The sequence below is a fragment of the Allobaculum sp. Allo2 genome (assembly GCF_022701175.1).
In the GTDB taxonomy this organism is placed as follows: Bacteria; Bacillota_I; Bacilli_A; order Erysipelotrichales; family Erysipelotrichaceae; genus Allobaculum; species Allobaculum fili.
Genome location: NZ_CP078088.1, coordinates 758,570 through 775,770 on the forward strand (window position 1 = coordinate 758,570; position 17,201 = coordinate 775,770).

The following is a 17,201-nucleotide window of genomic DNA, read 5'->3' on the forward strand; positions in this document are numbered from 1 at the left end:
AACCCGGAAACCGGTGAAGGCCTCCATACGAAAAACTTCTCCTGGTCCGCTTCCGCTTACTACCAGCTGTATCAGAACGTGGTAACCGGAAACAACACGACGTCTCAGGAAAAGTTCGAAATTCCGGAATACGACGGCAGAACCGATCTGCAGAAGCTGATTGAAGAAGCCGGTGCTTTAAACAGCAGCAATTACACCGAGAAGTCCTATCAGGCACTCTCCGATGCCCTCAAGGCAGCCAAAGATGCCGTTGCCAATAAGAAGACAACCGAAGAAGAGCTTCTGAACGCCAGGGATGCGCTCCAGGAAGCCATGAATTCTCTGCGTCAGAACATCTACCGCATTTATAACCCGAACAACGGGGAACACCCTTTACCGCCGACAAGCGCGAATACGATGTACTCGGCTCCATCGGATGGAATAAAGAAGGCATTGCCTGGATTGCCCCAGTAGAAGGCACTGAAATGGTAAGACTTTACAACAGCAACTCCGGTGAACACCACTACACCGCCAACAAGAAGGAAATCGAAGCACTCGAAAAACTGGGCTGGAAAAATGAAGGCGTCAAGTTCATGTCCGCTAAAGCAGATGATGAACACAGCGTAGTCATCCACCGCCTTTACAACCCGAGCGCAGGCTTATCCGCGAAGACCCAGGCAGGGGCACACCATTACACCAGCACGGATAAAGAACGCGATTACCTGATTCAGGCCGGATGGAACTGGGAACACCTTGATCAGGATCTGTTCTACGGTCTGACCGAATAATCCCAATTTCCAAATCGGATGAAACTCTGTAACTCTGACCCGTTCAGTCAGAAAGCTGGACGGGCTTTTTCAATAGAAAACGCGTACGCAAAACTGGCAGCCTAGTCCGCAAAGCCAGCAGCCAGGGCTTAATTATACGGAAATTCTCTCCGCGATTTTCGAAGAATCGTTTTGCTGAACAGGACAGACTGCAACACGCTGAGTTTCATTTCAGCAATTGTGGTCTGTCCTGTTTGTTTCTATACACCGGATAAATAAGAAAGCTGCGGAATGAATTGTGAATATGTAAATCGAAAATTGCAACGAGTTTATAATTATTATGCTTGGATTTGGATATATGACTGAAAGGGGTAACATTTTTGCCCGATCGTATTGGAAAGGCAAACGAAAATCGTTAGACTGGAGATGGACTCTGAGGGAAGCTGAACATCTATTTCTTCTGTTCTAGTCCAGAAAAGGGGCCGTATCAAAGACGGGCCAATTTTCTGGGAGCGATAAGCGACAGATTTTCCCAAGGGAAATTCTGGAAACAGCAAAGCAAAAGGGCAGACCGGACATCGGGCGTCCGGCGTGAATGCGATTTTCGCATCCCCTCCCTCAATGCGAATACAGAGAAAAACAGGAACAGAAAGCAGGCAGGCCGATCGGGCAGATCGTTGTGCCGTCCTGGGGACTGTTCTTTCTATTGTTTATGGCCTTTTCCTATCGTTTATGGCCTTTTGCATTTTCGGTTCGATCGAAGCAACGGGCAAAAAGAAAATGCGAGATGAATATCATTTTTCTGTACGAAAAGACGCAAGTCTAAGGCGATCCGCCGACAGAGCGTTTCCGCCATGAATAAGGGCAGGCGGAAGAACATCTGGACGCGGATAAGAAAGGATTGGAATGAAAAAGAATAAAAAATCCTGGAGCAGACTGTATACGACCTTTGCGGCGCTGAGCGTTACGGCCGGTACGGTGTGCGGTCCAGTCTCTGTGCTGGCGAATACAGCTGCAGAGAAGCAGGATCAGGAACCCGCTGAAGTTTCGGTCTATCCAAGACCCCAGTCTCTGGAATATGACGGAACGGAAGGCATGAAGCTGCAGGGAACGGTCGATATCGTTGTCCACGGCACAAAGAATGAAGTTACGCTTAACCGTCTGAAAACCATTCTTGACGATCTTGGCGTTTCCTATCAGGTGACGGACCAGGTTTCCCGGACCATGCAACAATTCTTCTGAGCGATGACGCAGACCATTGCGACGAGTGCGACAGCACGCTCGAAGGCACCACAAAAGAACAGGGCTATGCTCTGGTATCCGATAATGATGTGAATTCCAAAGGCACGATCGTCATTACCGGTCACGATCAGGACGGTGTGTATAACGGTGTCCTGACCCTCGGTCAGCTCCTTGAGCAGACCACAGAAGACGGCCGCTTCGCGGAAGTCTCCATTTCCGACTATCCGGATATGCTGCTGCGCGGAGCCATTGAAGGCTTCTACGGTATCCCATGGACATTCGCAAACCGAAAGAAAATCATCCAGGATACCGCCAAGTTCAAGATGAACACGTATATCTACGCGCCAAAAGATGACCCGTATCACAAGGACAGATGGAGAGATCTGTATCCAGAAGATCAGGCGCAGCAGATTCATGAGCTCGTAGAAGAAGCTCAGAAAAACAACCTGCACTTTATCTGGTGCGTCCATCCAGGCAATGGATTCAACTACAGCGGTGACGAGGATTACAACAAGCTGATTGCCAAACTGGAACAGCTGTATTCCCTTGGCGTAAGACAGTTTGGTATTTCCTACGACGACCTGGGCGGAAACAATGAAGGTACCGAACAGGCGACGATCATCAACCGCGTCAATGCCTACATGAAGGAAAAACATCCAGACGTAAGAAACATGCTGACGGTAGCCAAGCGCTATACCGACGGCTGGGGCTCGAGCTGGCAGACCTACCTGAAACCGTTCCTGGATACGCTCGATGACGACGTTACCCTGATGTGGACCGGTCTGAATACCGGCGGTGTTTGCGGAGCCAATTCCTTCAACGGCCCAAAAAACAATGTCGGCTACGATAAGCCGTTAGCCTTCTGGTTCAACTATCCAGTAAACGATATGGGCTATGGACGCCTGCTCATGGGCGAACTCGATGCCTCCCTCGTGGATCCGAATGTCACAGGACTGGCCGGCTTTTATATGAACCCGATGAACCAGGCGCAGGCTTCCAAAGTTGCCCTGTATCAGGGCGCGGATTACTCCTGGAATACCCCGGGTTTCCAGTCGCATGAATCCTGGCTGCGCGCCATCAAGGAAGTGGCCGGCGAAGAACATGCCGCTGCATTTGCCCGTTTCGCAGACAACACCAGCGGACATACTTTTGAAGACATTAAAGTCGGCGAATCTAAGGAACTTCAGCCAAAATTAACGGCTCTTGACACAGCTATTGCTTCAGGCAAAGGAATCCGCGAAGCGGTTATGGATCTGAAAGCCGAATTTAAACAGATGGAAGACGATGCCGTCGAGCTGAAAGGCATGGACGACGAACTCCTTCTGGGAGATATTTCTGTACATCTGGACGGCTACGAAAAGCTTGGACAGGCTGGACAGGCTGCCATGGATGGATTCCTGGCTGCTCTCGATCTGAACGCTGAAGGTATGACCACAGCCCAGACAACCGTTTCCAGTCTGCTTACGGAGGTCGACGCTTTAAAAGTGAATTCCATGGATCGCAACGGAAACATGACAAAGACAACCGCAGAAATCTGCGAAAAGTTCATTAAGCCGTTCCTGAGAAGCGTAAGCACCAAAATGCAGGCCGCATTCCGCTCTGCGCTCAATGTATCTGTAGAACCGCATCTGATTTCTTCGGATCCGGAAATTACCGGAACCATTTCTGATGATGCCGGTTCGCCATCGGCCACCTTCAGTGCGACCCTTGGCTACGGCGGCTATGCCGGATTCTCCTTTGGCGAACTGACCAAGATCAGCAGCTTCACTGCAGAACTTCCGGAAAATACCCGTCTGGAATATTCGCCAAACGGATGCGACTGGACAACCTTTACTGAAGACATGGATAACATGGACGTTACCTATGTCCGCATTGTGAACGAATCAACGACACCGCTCGTTCTCGAAAACTTCGTGATCAGTGCCGAAGGCATGTTCAAACCGATCGAACAGATGACAGCTTCCACCAACGTCTGCAACGGTTCGTACTATGAAAACTACAGACCAGCCAATGCGGTGGATGGCAATACGTCCACAAAATACTGGTCCGACGCTCCGGCTTCAAACGGCGACTATTTCCAGGTTGACTTAGGAACTGTAGTTCCAGTCGGAACCGCGTCCATCCTGTTTGGAGGCAACCCGAAAGGCGCCGCAAACGGAATTGACGGCTTCTCTTCTACACGCCTGCAGATTTCAGAAGACGGCGCTGTCTGGGAAACGGTCGGTGAAGATCTCCCGGTAGCCAGCTACGAATCCGTTACCAGCGGATCAAACACTCAGGCTAAGGCCAGCTTTGAAGTCGGCGGCAAAAAGGCTCGCTATGTCCGCTTCGTTGCGGCGCAGGCTCACGATTCCAACTGGATTCAGGTTTATGAAATCGACGTTCAGCAGAGCGGATCGACCGGCGGCAATACAGCTCTGAACATTGGTTCGACCAACACCGCCGGAAATATCGGATCGCTGTGCGACGTCAACCTCAATACCGCGTTTACCGTAGAAACCCCGGCAGAGGGCGACTATGTGATTTACAACCTCTCCGCAATCACCAGCGTGAAAACCCTGCAGATCCTGCAGAGCGGCGTGTCCAATGCCAAAGTCAGCGTGCAGACGTATGACGGAAACTGGAAAGAAGCTGGAACGCTCGATGCAGAAAACAAGAGCTTCGATATCAACGAACGAATCAAAGCCGTACGTCTCGACCTCAGTGCCGGCGAAGCTGCTGCCATTCAGGAAGTTGTTGTACGTCCGACCGACGAACTGATCAAAAATACGATCATGCCTCCAGTCGTACCGGAACTCTTCGATACCACCCTGCTGAAAACCGCACTCGCTAAAGCCGATACACTTACAGAAGACGACTTTGCCAAAGGCTGGGATGCCTTAGCCAAAGCAGTCGATGCCGGCGAAGACGTTCTTGCTCAGCACGACAGCCAGGAAGAAATCGACGAAGCCGCAAAAGCGCTCAACCAGGCGCTTCTCAATCTGCGCCTGCATCTCGGCGAGCTTCCAAAATAATCGGAGCTGCTCCTGATCCTGTAGAGTGCTGAAGAGCACGTAAGGACACAGGAAAATCCCGAAAAAGAAACACAAAACCAATTTCGGTTTGTACAGACCGTGCAGGCAATCCGGACAGATGAATCAAAGAATTGAATCTTCAGGACGTACTGCACAGAAATCAGGCCCTGTGCAGATTCAGAGTGATTTTGCAAATGCATAAGGACCGGCAATCCGCTCATCCATGAGCAGATGCCGGTCCTTTTCTTTGTGGAAACTTTCGGAACCACGGACAGCGGGAGAAAAACGTAAGTGTCAAACAATCGACGGGTATACGCGAGACTGAATATTAGATACGCTAAACGGGATCCCTTTCGAGATCCCGCTTGGCGTATTTTTTATTCTTCATCGTTTTCTTCATACTTCGGATCCGGTCCACGGTATCCAATTCGAAGATATTCAGGTAAATCCTTTGAATACGGCAGAAGTGACTTCAATACATCTACCGCGATTTCATCGTCTTTGAACCATTTGAGTTCATCCAGAACGTACTCCATGTAGCGCTCTGGATTTAAGTCGTTCATTTCAGCCGATCGAAACAAAGTCATAAACGCTGCGACGACTTCCGCACCTTTGATACTCTTCGTAGTCTGGAAGTTTTTGCGATTGATCACGAATGGCTTTACGGCTCTTTCTGCCACATTATTGTCGATCGGATAATCACCGTCTTCCAGGTACCTTCCCAACGAGTTCGCTCGATCCATGAAGTACTTGGCTGCTCTGTAGGCGGTGCTTCTTTCCTCGAATCCACTCTGAATCTCCATCATGACTCTTGTGAGTCTTTCAAAGCAGGAGAGTGTAAGGTCTTTTGTGTAAATTCCATCAAGGCATCAGACTGATACAATCAGCTTGAGCCTGACAAATTTATACAAGGAGACCACTTATGCCACGTAAAGCTAAAGCTGCACCAGCCCTTCAGAAACAGATTGCTTCAACCATCGTTAAGAAATACAAACCTAAGACGTTTAAAGAAGCCTCAGACCTCATCAGGGAAATCTTTTGCCCTGTCCTTGAGCAGATGCTCCAGGGAGAGCTTGATTCGCATCTCGGCTATACCAGCGGATCGCATGCCCCTAAATCGACGGATAACCGCCGCAACGGCTATTCTGAGAAGACGGTAAGGTCTTCTCAGGGCGAGCTGGATCTGCGTATTCCTCGTGATCGCCTTGGTACATTCGAACCGCAGGCTGTTCCTAAAGGCAGTCGGGATATTTCAGATATCGAGGACAAAATACTCCGTATGTATGGCCAGGGCATGTCGCAGCGCGACATCTCCGACATCATCCAGGATATCTATGGCTTCCCGGTCTCTGCGGATACGATTTCAAACATCATTGATCGTGTCTATCCGGTTGTTGATGAGTGGCGTCATCGTCCCCTGAAGAAGTGCTATCCTTTCGTATTCGTCGATTGCCTTTATGTATCGGTCAAAACCGATCGTGGTGCAAAAGAACAGGCTGTATATGTGGTTCTTGGCTATGACACGGAAGGCTGCAAAGATATCCTTGGCATCTGGATCGGCGAGAGCGAGTCCAGGCACTTTTGGATGGAGATCTTTGACGAACTGAAGGCACGAGGCATAGAAGACATCTTTTTCCTGTCCATGGACGGTGTAAGCGGGCTTGAAAGCGGCGCTCAGGCTGTATTTCCGAACGTTACTGTGCAGCGCTGCATTGTTCATATTCTTCGTAACTCGCTTAAATATATTCCAAACAAAGAAAGAGCTGGTTTCCGCAAGGATATCAAGAGAGTCTACGGTGCTTTGAACGCTAAAGAAGCAGAGGGTGCTTTCGATGAATTTGAGGAGAAATGGAGCCAATATCCTGGTGCCGTGAGCGTCTGGGAACGTAACTTTCATCACGTACTCCAGCTGTTTAACCACGGCAGCGCTGTCCGAAAGATAATATATACAACCAATGCGATTGAGTCGGTTAACTCCAGCCTGCGAAAAGTAACAAAAAGGGCTCGTTTCCAAATGAGGATTCAGTTTATAAGGCTTTGTATCTACGCATTGTGGAGCTTGAGAAGAAATGGCAGGGACGAACGGTTCAAAACTGGGCAATGGTACGCAATCAGCTCCTGTGCGAGGAAGAACTGGGCGCCAGGCTGGAGAAGTACTCAGCCAGATAAGCGGCAGATCCGAAATCCGCTCATGAAATTTTCTTCCGCTTAAACCCTTTACAGCGGGTCCCCGCTCCCCTGCACCCCCTGAAGACGTCCCCGCCGTCGAAAAATGCCACCCTGGCAGGGACGTCACAAGTCTAGCAGGGGGCGCCCGCTATAAAGGGCCGCTCCAGAAATTTTCAATCGCTCATCGTCCAGCGACGTGTTTCGGGCCTTCGAAACGGCCAAATGTTTTTACCACCAAAAACGAATTTACACAAAATTTTTGACATGTCCCAAAGCAGGGCTTTGAAAGTTCCTGCCGAACTTCGGTTCTCGCCTCGTGCGAGTAAGAAGCAACGTGGGATTCGATGTGGTAGAGCTTCCCGAACAGAGACAGGGCTGTGAGCAGAATCTGGAGACCCGGACTTGGTTCGGGTCTCTCTGTTTCGTCCAGCTGGGCTGCCGCTTCTGCGGCCTCTTCGTCGTTCTCCAGTGTGGTCTTTTCCCACTTCAGGACGTCTGCCTGATACTGCGCGAAGTCTGACCGGACTTTGATGGCTTCGAAGATCTTTCTTCTCGCATGGGCCATACAGTTGAGCTTTCTGCAGGGGACATAGTAGCTGGCATATGCATAAAGCCCGTCTGTCATAAGGGCATGACGAAAAGAACCGCCAAGGAGGGCGATTACGAACTCCTGTTTCTTGTAAGGGAAAAACTTATAGACAGCCATCTGGTTCTCTTCATAGATTCCGCTGACGGCGACAACCATAGAAGACTGTTTTCGATCTTTAACCTCCGTGCACTTTAAAACCGTCTCATCCATATGGACGACGTTACAGTTTGGGAGATCCTCAATCATTTGTTTTACGAGTGGCTTCAGATAAAGATCGTAAGTTTTTTCCAGGATGTTGCCCATGGTCTGACGGCTGATCGGCAGTCCCGTGAGACTCAGGTGCTTTTCCTGACGATAGGCCGGGGTTCCCATTACGAACTTATCGTAGGCAATTCCCGCGACCATAGAGGAAGTTGCGACACTCTTGTCGATCAGTGCAGGCTCGTCAGGTTCGGCGGTGCGGATGATGGCTTTCCCGTTTTCATCCGTACACTTGTTTGGGCACGCGACTGTCTCACGCAGCACTTCTTCCAGCCTATAGCGAGCGGGAATCCGATGAATCCTATAGTGACGTTTCATTCCAACAGTTTTCATCTCACAGCCGCAAACTGGGCAAATGCGCTTTTCCCTTCTACACTGAAGGTAGTGGTTTCTTTGACCGCTTCCTGCTTTCTGCACTTGGTGGAAGGTTTTTCTTGCTTCCTTCAACAGAACTGAGCTTTAAATCTTCAGCTTCTTTACGATAGCGGTCTCCCTCTTCCTGATATTTCGCAGCCCGGTTAAAACAAACATCGGCTTTCAGATCAAGCTGAGCCAGCTGTTTATTCAGAATATTGATATCTGGGCCGCCGTCCTCGTTTTCAGAGTAATCCAGTTTCAAGGGAACCATCTTTTCCGTAGAAGGACCAAAGCGGCCGCTTTTCACGGCTTTATTGATTTCTTTAGCGAAATAGAGATCCAGGTACATATCCTCAATAAATTTGTCTTTCTCTTCTTCCGTCATGGTGCTGATCTGATGATGAAGATCTTCGAGGAGCTCGTTGCGGATTGTCTGGTAAGGGTTCGGCACATTCATGTATTAAATTTAACATATTTAGAGCGATAGATAAAGTAAATGGGATGATTTATCTTGATATTCCTTCAAGAAAATCATCCTTTTAAATTGGTTTAAACGTACTTATAAGTTCGTGGCAGAAATGCCGGCTGGGGAACAATCGACAGACCGGAAAGCAGAGAGGCCAGCTGCGAACAGTCAATTCGCATGAAGTCGGACTGGTCAGTGCTGACAGGCCACTGAAGGGAAGATCTGGAGAGTCGCTTATAAACAAGCCAGAATCCATTTCCGTCACGAAGGATACCTTTGATCTTGTTCTTCTGTCGATTAACGAAGAAAAGAGGGATCCATCCAGCGGATCCAGAGCGAGAGGTCCTTGAACCAGGGGACGTAACCGTCAATTCCTTTGCGAAGGTCAGCAGGCATCTGAGCCAGATAGATGTTTTTAACTTTGGAGAAATCGATACCGAGATCGATTGCAGGGATGATTGATTCCATGAAAAAGCCTCCTTGAATAAAGGAATTATCCCAAGGAGGCGGTCGAGAAAATACCCGTCTTTTATTTGACGCTTACGAAAAACGACAGGCCAAAAGGCTATGGAGGCAGAAGAAAAATCCAGCCTGAGACAGCCTGAATCAGAAAAAGTTTTCCTTCCTCTTTCTTCTTTGTCCTTTTTCATCTGCCTTTTCTTCTGCCTTCGGCCTGAACGGCTCAAAGATTCCGTAAGCCTCCTGATCCGCAGCCGCAATTTTCAGTCCGCTGTCTCCATTGACAGGCTATTCGCAGACTGTACCAGATGCTCGTCCGGATTCTCTTTCCTGTTTATCTTGTCTGCACCCGCTTCACTCCTCAAAAATTCCAGCTTCTCAACATCCGATTCCAGCCGTTTTCAAAGCCCGAAAACGGAGCGAAAAACTGCGCGGAAAAAGCATGAAAAAAGTGGGATCAAACGCACCTTATTGCTTGCACGATAGCGGGAGCTGCGGTATAAATAGAAGGCTGTTTTTCTTCTCCAGCAAAAAACGCGAGAGAGAAAAACAGATCGTTCAGCTAATGTGAAAATATTTTAAAAATTCACAAATAATGCTTGCATCGCTTCGATGCCCGTGTTATTATAGTTGAGCGCTGAGGGAATTGCTTCTCTCAGTCGTCAAATCGCCTTTAGATATCGAAGAAAACAGCTTAAGTGAAATTATTAAAGAAATTCACAAATAGTTGTTGACAGAGATTTCTGCAAATGATATGATAAGCAAGCCTTGTGAGAGACATCGAGTTTCTCGCAAACAGATGGCTCTTTGAAAACTTTACAGACAGATCAAGAAATTCTGAAATACACAACGTCGATTCTTAAAATCACAAAAAGTACTCGAGCAATCATTTATTCACGAAACATTAAACGCATAAGCGTTTGAGTCAATATCAAATGGAGAGTTTGATCCTGGCTCAGGATGAACGCTGGCGGCATGCCTAATACATGCAAGTCGAACGGATATCTTCGGATATCAGTGGCGAACGGGTGAGTAACACGTAGATAACCTGCCCATACCCGGGGATACGCTTTGGAAACGAAGTCTAAAACCCCATAGGAAAGAAGAAGGCATCTTCTTCTTTTGAAACAGGCGCTTGCCTGGGGGACGGATGGATCTGCGGTGCATTAGTTAGTTGGCGAGGTAACAGCTCACCAAGACGATGATGCATAGCCGGCCTGAGAGGGCGATCGGCCACACTGGGACTGAGACACGGCCCAGACTCCTGCGGGAGGCAGCAGTAGGGAATTTTCGTCAATGGGCGCAAGCCTGAACGAGCAATGCCGCGTGAGCGAAGAAGGTCTTCGGATCGTAAAACTCTGTTGCGGGGGAAAAAGGAAGGGAAGAGGAAATGCTTTTCTTTTGATGGTACCCCGCCAGAAAGTCACGGCTAACTACGTGCCAGCAGCCGCGGTAATACGTAGGTGGCAAGCGTTATCCGGAATGATTGGGCGTAAAGGGTGCGCAGGCTGCGCGTCAAGTCTGAAGTGAAAGGTACGGGCTTAACCGGTACAGGCTTTGGAAACTGGCACGCTAGAGGACAGGAGAGGGCGGTGGAACTCCATGTGTAGCGGTAAAATGCGTAGATATATGGAAGAACACCAGTTGCGAAGGCGACCGCCTGGACTGTTGCTGACGCTCAGGCACGAAAGCGTGGGGAGCAAATAGGATTAGATACCCTAGTAGTCCACGCCCTAAACGATGAGGAGCAGGTGTCGGAGGGAGGACCCCGGTGCCGAAGCTAACGCAGTGACTCCTCCGCCTGGGGAGTATGCACGCAAGTGTGAAACTCAAAGGAATTGACGGGGCCCGCACAAGCGGTGGAGTATGTGGTTTAATTCGAAGCAACGCGAAGAACCTTACCAGGCCTTGACATAGGACGCGAAGACTTAGAGATAAGTTGGAGGTTACCGTCCATACAGGTGGTGCATGGTTGTCGTCAGCTCGTGTCGTGAGATGTTCAGTTAAGTCTGGCAACGAGCGCAACCCTCGTGATATGTTGCTACCATTGAGTTGAGAACTCATATCAGACTGCCGGTGACAAACCGGAGGAAGGCGGGGATGACGTCAAATCATCATGCCCCTTATGGCCTGGGCTACACACGTACTACAATGGCGTCTACAAAGGGAAGCGAACCTGTGAAGGGAAGCGAACCCCATAAAAGACGTCCCAGTTCGGATTGAAGTCTGCAACCCGACTTCATGAAGTTGGAATCGCTAGTAATCGCGGATCAGCATGCCGCGGTGAATACGTTCCCGGGCCTTGTACACACCGCCCGTCAAACCATGGAAGCCGGCAACGCCCGAAGCCGACGGCATAACCCTTAAAGGGAGTGAGTCGTCTAAGGCGGGGCCGACGACTGGGGTTAAGTCGTAACAAGGTATCCCTACGGGAACGTGGGGATGGATCACCTCCTTTCTAAGGAGAAAGTACAAGGAAGTCCATTGGTGAAAGCCGATGGCAAAGAGTAATGAGTGAGGATTTGTCTGTGAGGTTTTGGAAGAGCGATCTTCCAGAGAATGGATCTTTGAAAACGAGCATCAGTAAGAAGACATAACAGAAGGTCTAACGAAAAGTTGAAGAGTAATAAAGATTTAACCGAAAGTTGGAAACAGTTAGTGGAACAGTTCTTACGAAATAGAAAAATCTCGAAACAAGCATAACTAGAACCAAAGTTAGAGAACTAGATCAAGCAAGGAAGGGCGTACGGAGGATGCCTTGCCACTCTTGAATGATGAAGGACGCGTCAGACTGCGAAAAGCCGTGCCGAGCTGTCAGGGAAGCGACGACACACGGATATCCGAATGGGGGAACCCGGCTGGTTTTATAGCCAGTCATCCATGCAAATGGAGAGAAACCCGGTGAACTGAAACATCTAAGTAGCCGGAGGAAAAGAAAACAAAAGTGATTTTCCGAGTAGCGGCGAGCGAAAGGGAAAGAGCCCAAACCATAGCGATATGGGGTTGTAGGACCGCTGGAAATGAAAGACGAGCGAACGGGAACGCGATGGAAAGCGCGGACAGAGAAGGTGAAATCCCTGTACCGGCAAGCGAGTCAAGTAAGGAGCGGAATCCTGAGTACAACGGGACACGTGAAATCCTGTTGGAAGCAGGCGGGACCATCCGCCAAGGCTAAATAAGTAAGAGTGAGCGATAGAGAAGAGTACCGTGAGGGAAAGGTGAAAAGAACCGCGCAAGCGGAGTGAAAGAGAACCTGAAACCGTATGCCTGCAAGAAGTCAGAGCCCGACCAAGGGTGATGGCGTGCCTTTGTAGAATGAACCGGCGAGTTGCTTTTGAATGCAAGGTTAAGCGGGAAAACGCGAAGCCGAAGCGAAAGCGAGTCTTAAGAGGGCGGCAAGTAGTCAGGAGCAGACCCGAAACCGGGTGATCTAGCCATGGGCAGGTTGAAGCAGAGGTGAAACTTTGTGGAGGACCGAACCGACCATCGTTGAAAAGCTGGCGGATGACCTGTGGCTGGCGGAGAAATTCCAATCGAACCCGGAGATAGCTGGTTCTCCCCGAAATAGCTTTAGGGCTAGCGTCAATGTTATGGCTGCGGAGGTAGAGCGCTGAATTCATGATGGCCCCATCCCGGGGTACTGAATGGAATCAAACTTACGAATGCCGCAGCGGGAAGTCGTTGGCAGTCAGAGTGCGGGTGATAAGGTCCGTGCTCAAGAGGGAAACAGCCCAGACCGCCGTTTAAGGCCCCAAAATGACAGCTCAGTGGAAAAGGATGTGGGGACGCACGGACAACTAGGAGGTTGGCTCAGAAGCAGCCATCCTTGAAAGAGTGCGTAACAGCTCACTAGTCGAGTGGCCCTGCGCCGAAAATGTACCGGGGCTAAGCTGTCTGCCGAAAGCGCGGATTAAGTACTGAAGTATTTAGTGGTAGGGGAGCGTTGCATGTTCGTGGAAGCATTACCGTAAGGGGATGTGGAGGACATGGAAGTGAGAATGCCGGTGTGAGTAGCGAGATGCAGGTGAGAATCCTGCACACCGAAAGCCCAAGGATTCCGGGGAAGGTTCGTCCGCCCCGGGTCAGTCGGGACCTAATGCGCAGCCGACAGGCGAAGCAGATGGAAAGCAGGCGAAGATTCCTGCACCTGAGATAAAGGCGATGGAGTGACAAAGACGGGAAGTGTGACCCTCTTAATGGATTGAGGGCGAAGCGCGGCAGTACCGGTCCAGGCAAATCCGGACCGAGAGGTACAGAGCGTTAGAGGTAAGCGAAATCCTTGGAAAGTAGCGAAGCACATGGAGCGGCTTTCAAGAAAAGCTTCTAGCGATACTTTATCTTGGCCCGTACCAAAACCGACACAGGTGGGCGGCAAGAGAATTGTAAGGTGAGCGAGAGAACTGTTGCCAAGGAACTCGGCAAAATGGCCCCGTACGTTCGCAAGAAGGGGCGCTCGAGAGAGCCGCAGTGAAAAGGCCCAAGCGACTGTTTAACTAAAACACAGCTCTATGCAAAGCCGTAAGGCGAAGTATATGGGGTGACACCTGCCCGGTGCTGGAAGGTTAAGGGGATCTGTGAGTCCGCAAGGAGGAAGCAGTGGTCCGAAGCCCCAGTGAACGGCGGCCGTAACTATAACGGTCCTAAGGTAGCGAAATTCCTTGTCAGGTAAGTTCTGACCCGCACGAAAGGTGAAACGATTTGGGCGCTGTCTCGGCAGCAGACTCGGTGAAATCTTAGTACCTGTGAAAATGCAGGTTACCCGCAACTAGACGGAAAGACCCCATGGAGCTTTACTGCAGCCTGGTATTGGGTTTTGGATGATCATGTACAGGATAGGCGGGAGGCGAAGAAAAGAGTACGCCAGTATTCTTGGAGCCGACGTTGGGATACCGCCCTGATGATTTGAAGCCCTAACATAGAGAGAAACTCATAGACAGTGCCAGGCGGGCAGTTTGACTGGGGCGGTCGCCTCCCAAAGAGTAACGGAGGCGCCCAAAGGTGCGTTCAGTCTGGATGGAAACCAGATATAGAGTGTAAATGCATAAGCGCGCCTGACTGCGAGGCCAACAAGCCGAGCAGGGACGAAAGTCGGGATTAGTGATCCGGCGGTGCCGAATGGAAGGGCCGTCGCTCAACGGATAAAAGCTACCCTGGGGATAACAGGCTGATCCCGCCCAAGAGTTCACATCGACGGCGGGGTTTGGCACCTCGATGTCGGCTCATCGCATCCTGGAGCTGGATTCGGTTCCAAGGGTTGGGCTGTCCGCCCATTAAAGCGGTACGCGAGCTGGGTTCAGAACGTCGTGAGACAGTTCGGTCCCTATCTGTTGTGGGCGCAGGAGATCTGAGGGAAGCTGTCCTTAGTACGAGAGGACCGGGATGGACCTGCCAATGGTGCACCGGTTGTTACGCCAGTAGCATAGCCGGGCAGCCAAGCAGGGATCGGATAAGCGCTGAAAGCATCTAAGCGCGAAGCCGAGCCCAAGATAAGATCTGCGGTATATAAGACCCCTTGAAGACGACAAGGCGATAGGCTGGAGATGGAAGCGAAGCGATTCGCGGAGTTGGCCAGTACTAATCGGTCGAAAGCTTAATCTAAGATTCGAGAAAGCTATACGCAAGAAGCCACTACGAAACCAACGATCGCGTTAGATCGTTATGTTAGAAGACTGATGTTTGTTTTTGGAAGATCCATTCAGAAAATCTAAGTATGGTGACGATAGCCTGCAGGATACACCCAGAAACATATCGAACCTGGCCAGTTAAGCTGCAGAACGCCGACAATAGCCGCAAGGCAAAGATAGGAAGCTGCCAGACAAAATGAAATCCCCGAAAGATAAAGGAGAAATCCGATATCGTTCGGGGATTTTTCGCTCCGGGGATAAACTATCCCATAGAGAGGGATCCTTACAGCTGCCTTCAGCAGACGGGATCGAACTCGTTTAGAGAATAAGGGGTTGAATGTATGGCGGATAAAAAACTTTAGCTTACTACCAGGATCATGCGAATGAATTTGTGCGGGACACCAAAAATGTCTCCTTTGGAAAGGTTCAAAGCCGTTTTCTGGAAAAACTCCCCAAAAAGGATTGATTCTGGATTTTGGATGCGGCTCCGGTCGGGATTCCCTCGCGTTTTCGAAGGCGGGATATGAGGTGGATGCTGCGGATGGCTCCCCGGCTATGGTCAATCAGTGCCGCGCATCCGGAATGGATGCACGTCTGCTGCTTTTTGAAGATCTGAAGGCGCGGGACACGTACGACGGCGTATGGGCCTGCTCGTCGCTTTTGCACTGTTCCCGGGACGAACTTTCCAGAGTGATTCCGAAGGTTTTCCAGGCGTTAAAGCCCGCAGGATGGTTTTACTGTTCCTTTAAATATGGAGAGTTTGAAGGCGAACGAAACGGGCGTTTTTCTGTGATCAGACAGAATCTTCACTTTTGCCCCTTCTGAAATCCGCCGGATTTGGAGACACCGAAATGTGGCAGAGCAGGGATGTTCGACCCGGCCGATCCGAGCAGATCTGGCTGAACGCATTAAGTCAGAAGAAACCTCTGTAGAAAATACCGAAAGAGGAATGAAAGACGGTTTGATTCTTCCTGATCCTGTTTCTGAACGGAAGAGTTCAACAGAAAATCTTCGCCGGACGGATACAGAGTACGATTTCATGAAGCAGAGGACGATCGTCAAAGCAGAGTCCTCTGCTTTTCCGTTTGGCTTATCTGCAAAACAGAATCCAGCGAAATCTTTGGAATGCCAGCCGGATTCTTACCATTCTGGGTACCGTATATTGAGAGAGTCTGGCATAAATAGAAGAGGCAGACGATTTACGAGGAAAGGAGGAGGAGAAAATGAATTCTGAATTTTTCAGCGGCGGTCCAGTAATCAAAAACCAGATCCTGCCCTTTTGAATCAGATAAGCGAACAGGCAGATGAAATTGAACTGGCTGTCTCCTTTGTCCGGCTTTCCGGTGTTCGCCTTCTGCTTCCGCTTTTTCGTAAACTGCGCGAAAAGAAGACGAAGATCCGACTGTTATGCGGAACGTATATGGGTATTACAGAACCCGCGGCTTTGCACGTCCTCCTGCATGAACTGGGGATACCGCCCAGCTGCGGCTGTTCAATAATCCGATTGTTTCTTTCCACCCCAAATGCTGGATTTTTCATTGTTTGGACCATATGGAAATCCTGATTGGAAGCTCAAACCTTTCCCGTTCTGCGCTCACTTCCGGAATCGAATGGAACTACGCGTTCTCTTCCCAGGGAAACGAAAAAGTACAGAGAAAATTGTGAAAAGTTTTGAAGATCTCTGGTCTTCCAGCATTTTGCTTACGGAAGATTCCATTGAGGAATATCAGCTGGACCGGGAACCGTTTCAAAGCGGGCAGTGGATGGATCTGTTCGCAGCAGAAGATCAGAATCCGGAAGAAGGAAACGAAATTCGGGTGGAACCGAATGCTGTACAGACCGAAGCTTTATACAGGCTGGAAGAAACGCGGCAGAAAGGACAGCAGCGCGCTTTAGTTCAGGCAGCAACGGGAACGGGGAAAACTTTTCTTGCTGCTTTTGATTCTCGAACCTTTGAACGCGTACTTTTTGTCGCGCATCGCCGCGAAATTCTTGCGCAGGCCGCCAAAGCCTTCCATACCGTTCGTCCTGACGCCTCTATCGGCTTTATTGAAGGGGATCGGAAAGAACTGGATCGGGATCTGGTGTTTGCTTCGGTTCAGACACTTGCCAAACCCTGGCTTCTGAATGAAGAAACGCTTCCGTCCGATTCTTTTGACTACATCGTGGTTGATGAGTTTCATCATGCGGCAGCGAGGCAGTATAAAAGATCCTTTCCTATTTCCATCCAAAATTTCTTTTAGGACTGACGGCTACGCCCTATCGTCTGGACGG

General features: G+C 49.8%; 12 protein-coding genes and 2 rRNA genes. 9 read left to right on the top strand and 5 right to left on the bottom strand.

The annotated features are described in order from the left end of the window. Nucleotides 1-464 precede the first annotated feature (464 nt). The 3 genes from KWG61_RS04430 (at nucleotide 465) to KWG61_RS15970 (ending at nucleotide 5,002) form a co-directional block, all read left to right on the top strand. On the top strand, nucleotides 465-767 hold the full coding sequence (locus KWG61_RS04430) for a hypothetical protein (RefSeq protein WP_242745062.1): 303 nt from the start codon (nucleotides 465-467) through the stop codon (nucleotides 765-767). Nucleotides 768-1,652: 885 nt separating this feature from the next. After that, a complete protein-coding gene (locus tag KWG61_RS15965; RefSeq protein WP_256460783.1) occupies nucleotides 1,653-1,988 on the top strand; it encodes a glycoside hydrolase family 20 zincin-like fold domain-containing protein in 336 nt (111 codons plus the stop codon). After that, nucleotides 1,985-5,002: a beta-N-acetylglucosaminidase domain-containing protein gene (locus tag KWG61_RS15970; RefSeq protein ID WP_256460832.1), complete on the top strand. Its 3,018-nt coding sequence runs from the start codon at nucleotides 1,985-1,987 to the stop codon at nucleotides 5,000-5,002. The genes KWG61_RS15965 and KWG61_RS15970 overlap by 4 nt, the downstream gene beginning before the upstream one ends. Before the next feature lie 377 nt (nucleotides 5,003-5,379). Here the strand turns inward: KWG61_RS15970 and KWG61_RS04445 are convergent, their stop codons facing one another. After that, nucleotides 5,380-5,859 (bottom strand): transposase, encoded by a 480-nt coding sequence (locus KWG61_RS04445; protein WP_256460833.1) that lies wholly within the window; start codon nucleotides 5,857-5,859, stop codon nucleotides 5,380-5,382. 65 nt (nucleotides 5,860-5,924) lie between these two features. Here KWG61_RS04445 and KWG61_RS04450 point away from each other — a divergent pair, with 65 nt between their 5' ends. Continuing rightward, nucleotides 5,925-7,214 (top strand): IS256 family transposase, encoded by a 1,290-nt coding sequence (locus KWG61_RS04450; RefSeq protein ID WP_242744598.1) that lies wholly within the window; start codon nucleotides 5,925-5,927, stop codon nucleotides 7,212-7,214. 138 nt (nucleotides 7,215-7,352) lie between these two features. Here the strand turns inward: KWG61_RS04450 and KWG61_RS04455 are convergent, their stop codons facing one another. The 4 genes from KWG61_RS04455 to KWG61_RS04470 all read right to left on the bottom strand — a co-directional run bounded on the left by KWG61_RS04455 (nucleotide 7,353) and on the right by KWG61_RS04470 (nucleotide 9,312). Then, on the bottom strand, nucleotides 7,353-8,354 hold the full coding sequence (locus KWG61_RS04455) for a transposase (RefSeq protein WP_242745064.1): 1,002 nt from the start codon (nucleotides 8,352-8,354) through the stop codon (nucleotides 7,353-7,355). A 37-nt stretch (nucleotides 8,355-8,391) separates the two neighbouring features. Continuing rightward, a complete protein-coding gene (locus tag KWG61_RS04460; protein WP_242743428.1) occupies nucleotides 8,392-8,835 on the bottom strand; it encodes a hypothetical protein in 444 nt (147 codons plus the stop codon). A 92-nt stretch (nucleotides 8,836-8,927) separates the two neighbouring features. Continuing rightward, nucleotides 8,928-9,215 (bottom strand): transposase, encoded by a 288-nt coding sequence (gene tnpB / locus KWG61_RS04465; protein WP_242745020.1) that lies wholly within the window; start codon nucleotides 9,213-9,215, stop codon nucleotides 8,928-8,930. Further along, entirely contained in the window at nucleotides 9,142-9,312 is a 171-nt protein-coding gene (locus tag KWG61_RS04470) for a hypothetical protein (protein ID WP_242745021.1), read from the bottom strand. Before KWG61_RS04470 ends, tnpB begins: the two co-directional genes overlap by 74 nt. Nucleotides 9,313-10,235: 923 nt before the next feature. Here KWG61_RS04470 and KWG61_RS04475 point away from each other — a divergent pair. The 5 genes from KWG61_RS04475 (at nucleotide 10,236) to KWG61_RS04495 (ending at nucleotide 17,170) form a co-directional block, all read left to right on the top strand. Then, a 16S ribosomal RNA gene (locus KWG61_RS04475) occupies nucleotides 10,236-11,761 on the top strand. 268 nt (nucleotides 11,762-12,029) lie between these two features. Beyond that, nucleotides 12,030-14,901: ribosomal RNA gene (locus KWG61_RS04480) — 23S ribosomal RNA — on the top strand. Together the 16S and 23S rRNA genes form the textbook arrangement of a ribosomal RNA operon. 488 nt (nucleotides 14,902-15,389) lie before the next feature. Beyond that, the gene (locus KWG61_RS04485) at nucleotides 15,390-15,752 is read left to right on the top strand and encodes a class I SAM-dependent methyltransferase (protein ID WP_242745065.1); all 363 of its coding nucleotides are present in this window, start codon (nucleotides 15,390-15,392) and stop codon (nucleotides 15,750-15,752) included. 28 nt (nucleotides 15,753-15,780) lie between these two features. Further along, the gene (locus KWG61_RS04490; RefSeq protein WP_242745066.1) at nucleotides 15,781-16,161 is read left to right on the top strand and encodes a hypothetical protein; all 381 of its coding nucleotides are present in this window, start codon (nucleotides 15,781-15,783) and stop codon (nucleotides 16,159-16,161) included. A 427-nt stretch (nucleotides 16,162-16,588) separates the two neighbouring features. After that, nucleotides 16,589-17,170, top strand: a complete 582-nt coding sequence (locus KWG61_RS04495) for a DEAD/DEAH box helicase family protein (protein WP_242745067.1) — start codon at nucleotides 16,589-16,591, stop codon at nucleotides 17,168-17,170. The last annotated feature ends 31 nt before the right edge of the window (nucleotides 17,171-17,201 follow it).

Coding starts and splice junctions, on each gene's coding strand:
- KWG61_RS04430 (WP_242745062.1), top strand. CDS start 465: ATGGTAAGACTTTACAACAGCAACTCCGGTGAACACCACTACACCGCC.
- KWG61_RS15965 (WP_256460783.1), top strand. CDS start 1,653: ATGAAAAAGAATAAAAAATCCTGGAGCAGACTGTATACGACCTTTGCG.
- KWG61_RS04450 (WP_242744598.1), top strand. CDS start 5,925: ATGCCACGTAAAGCTAAAGCTGCACCAGCCCTTCAGAAACAGATTGCT.
- KWG61_RS04455 (WP_242745064.1), bottom strand. CDS start 8,354: ATGAAAACTGTTGGAATGAAACGTCACTATAGGATTCATCGGATTCCC.
- KWG61_RS04460 (WP_242743428.1), bottom strand. CDS start 8,835: ATGAATGTGCCGAACCCTTACCAGACAATCCGCAACGAGCTCCTCGAA.
- KWG61_RS04470 (WP_242745021.1), bottom strand. CDS start 9,312: ATGGAATCAATCATCCCTGCAATCGATCTCGGTATCGATTTCTCCAAA.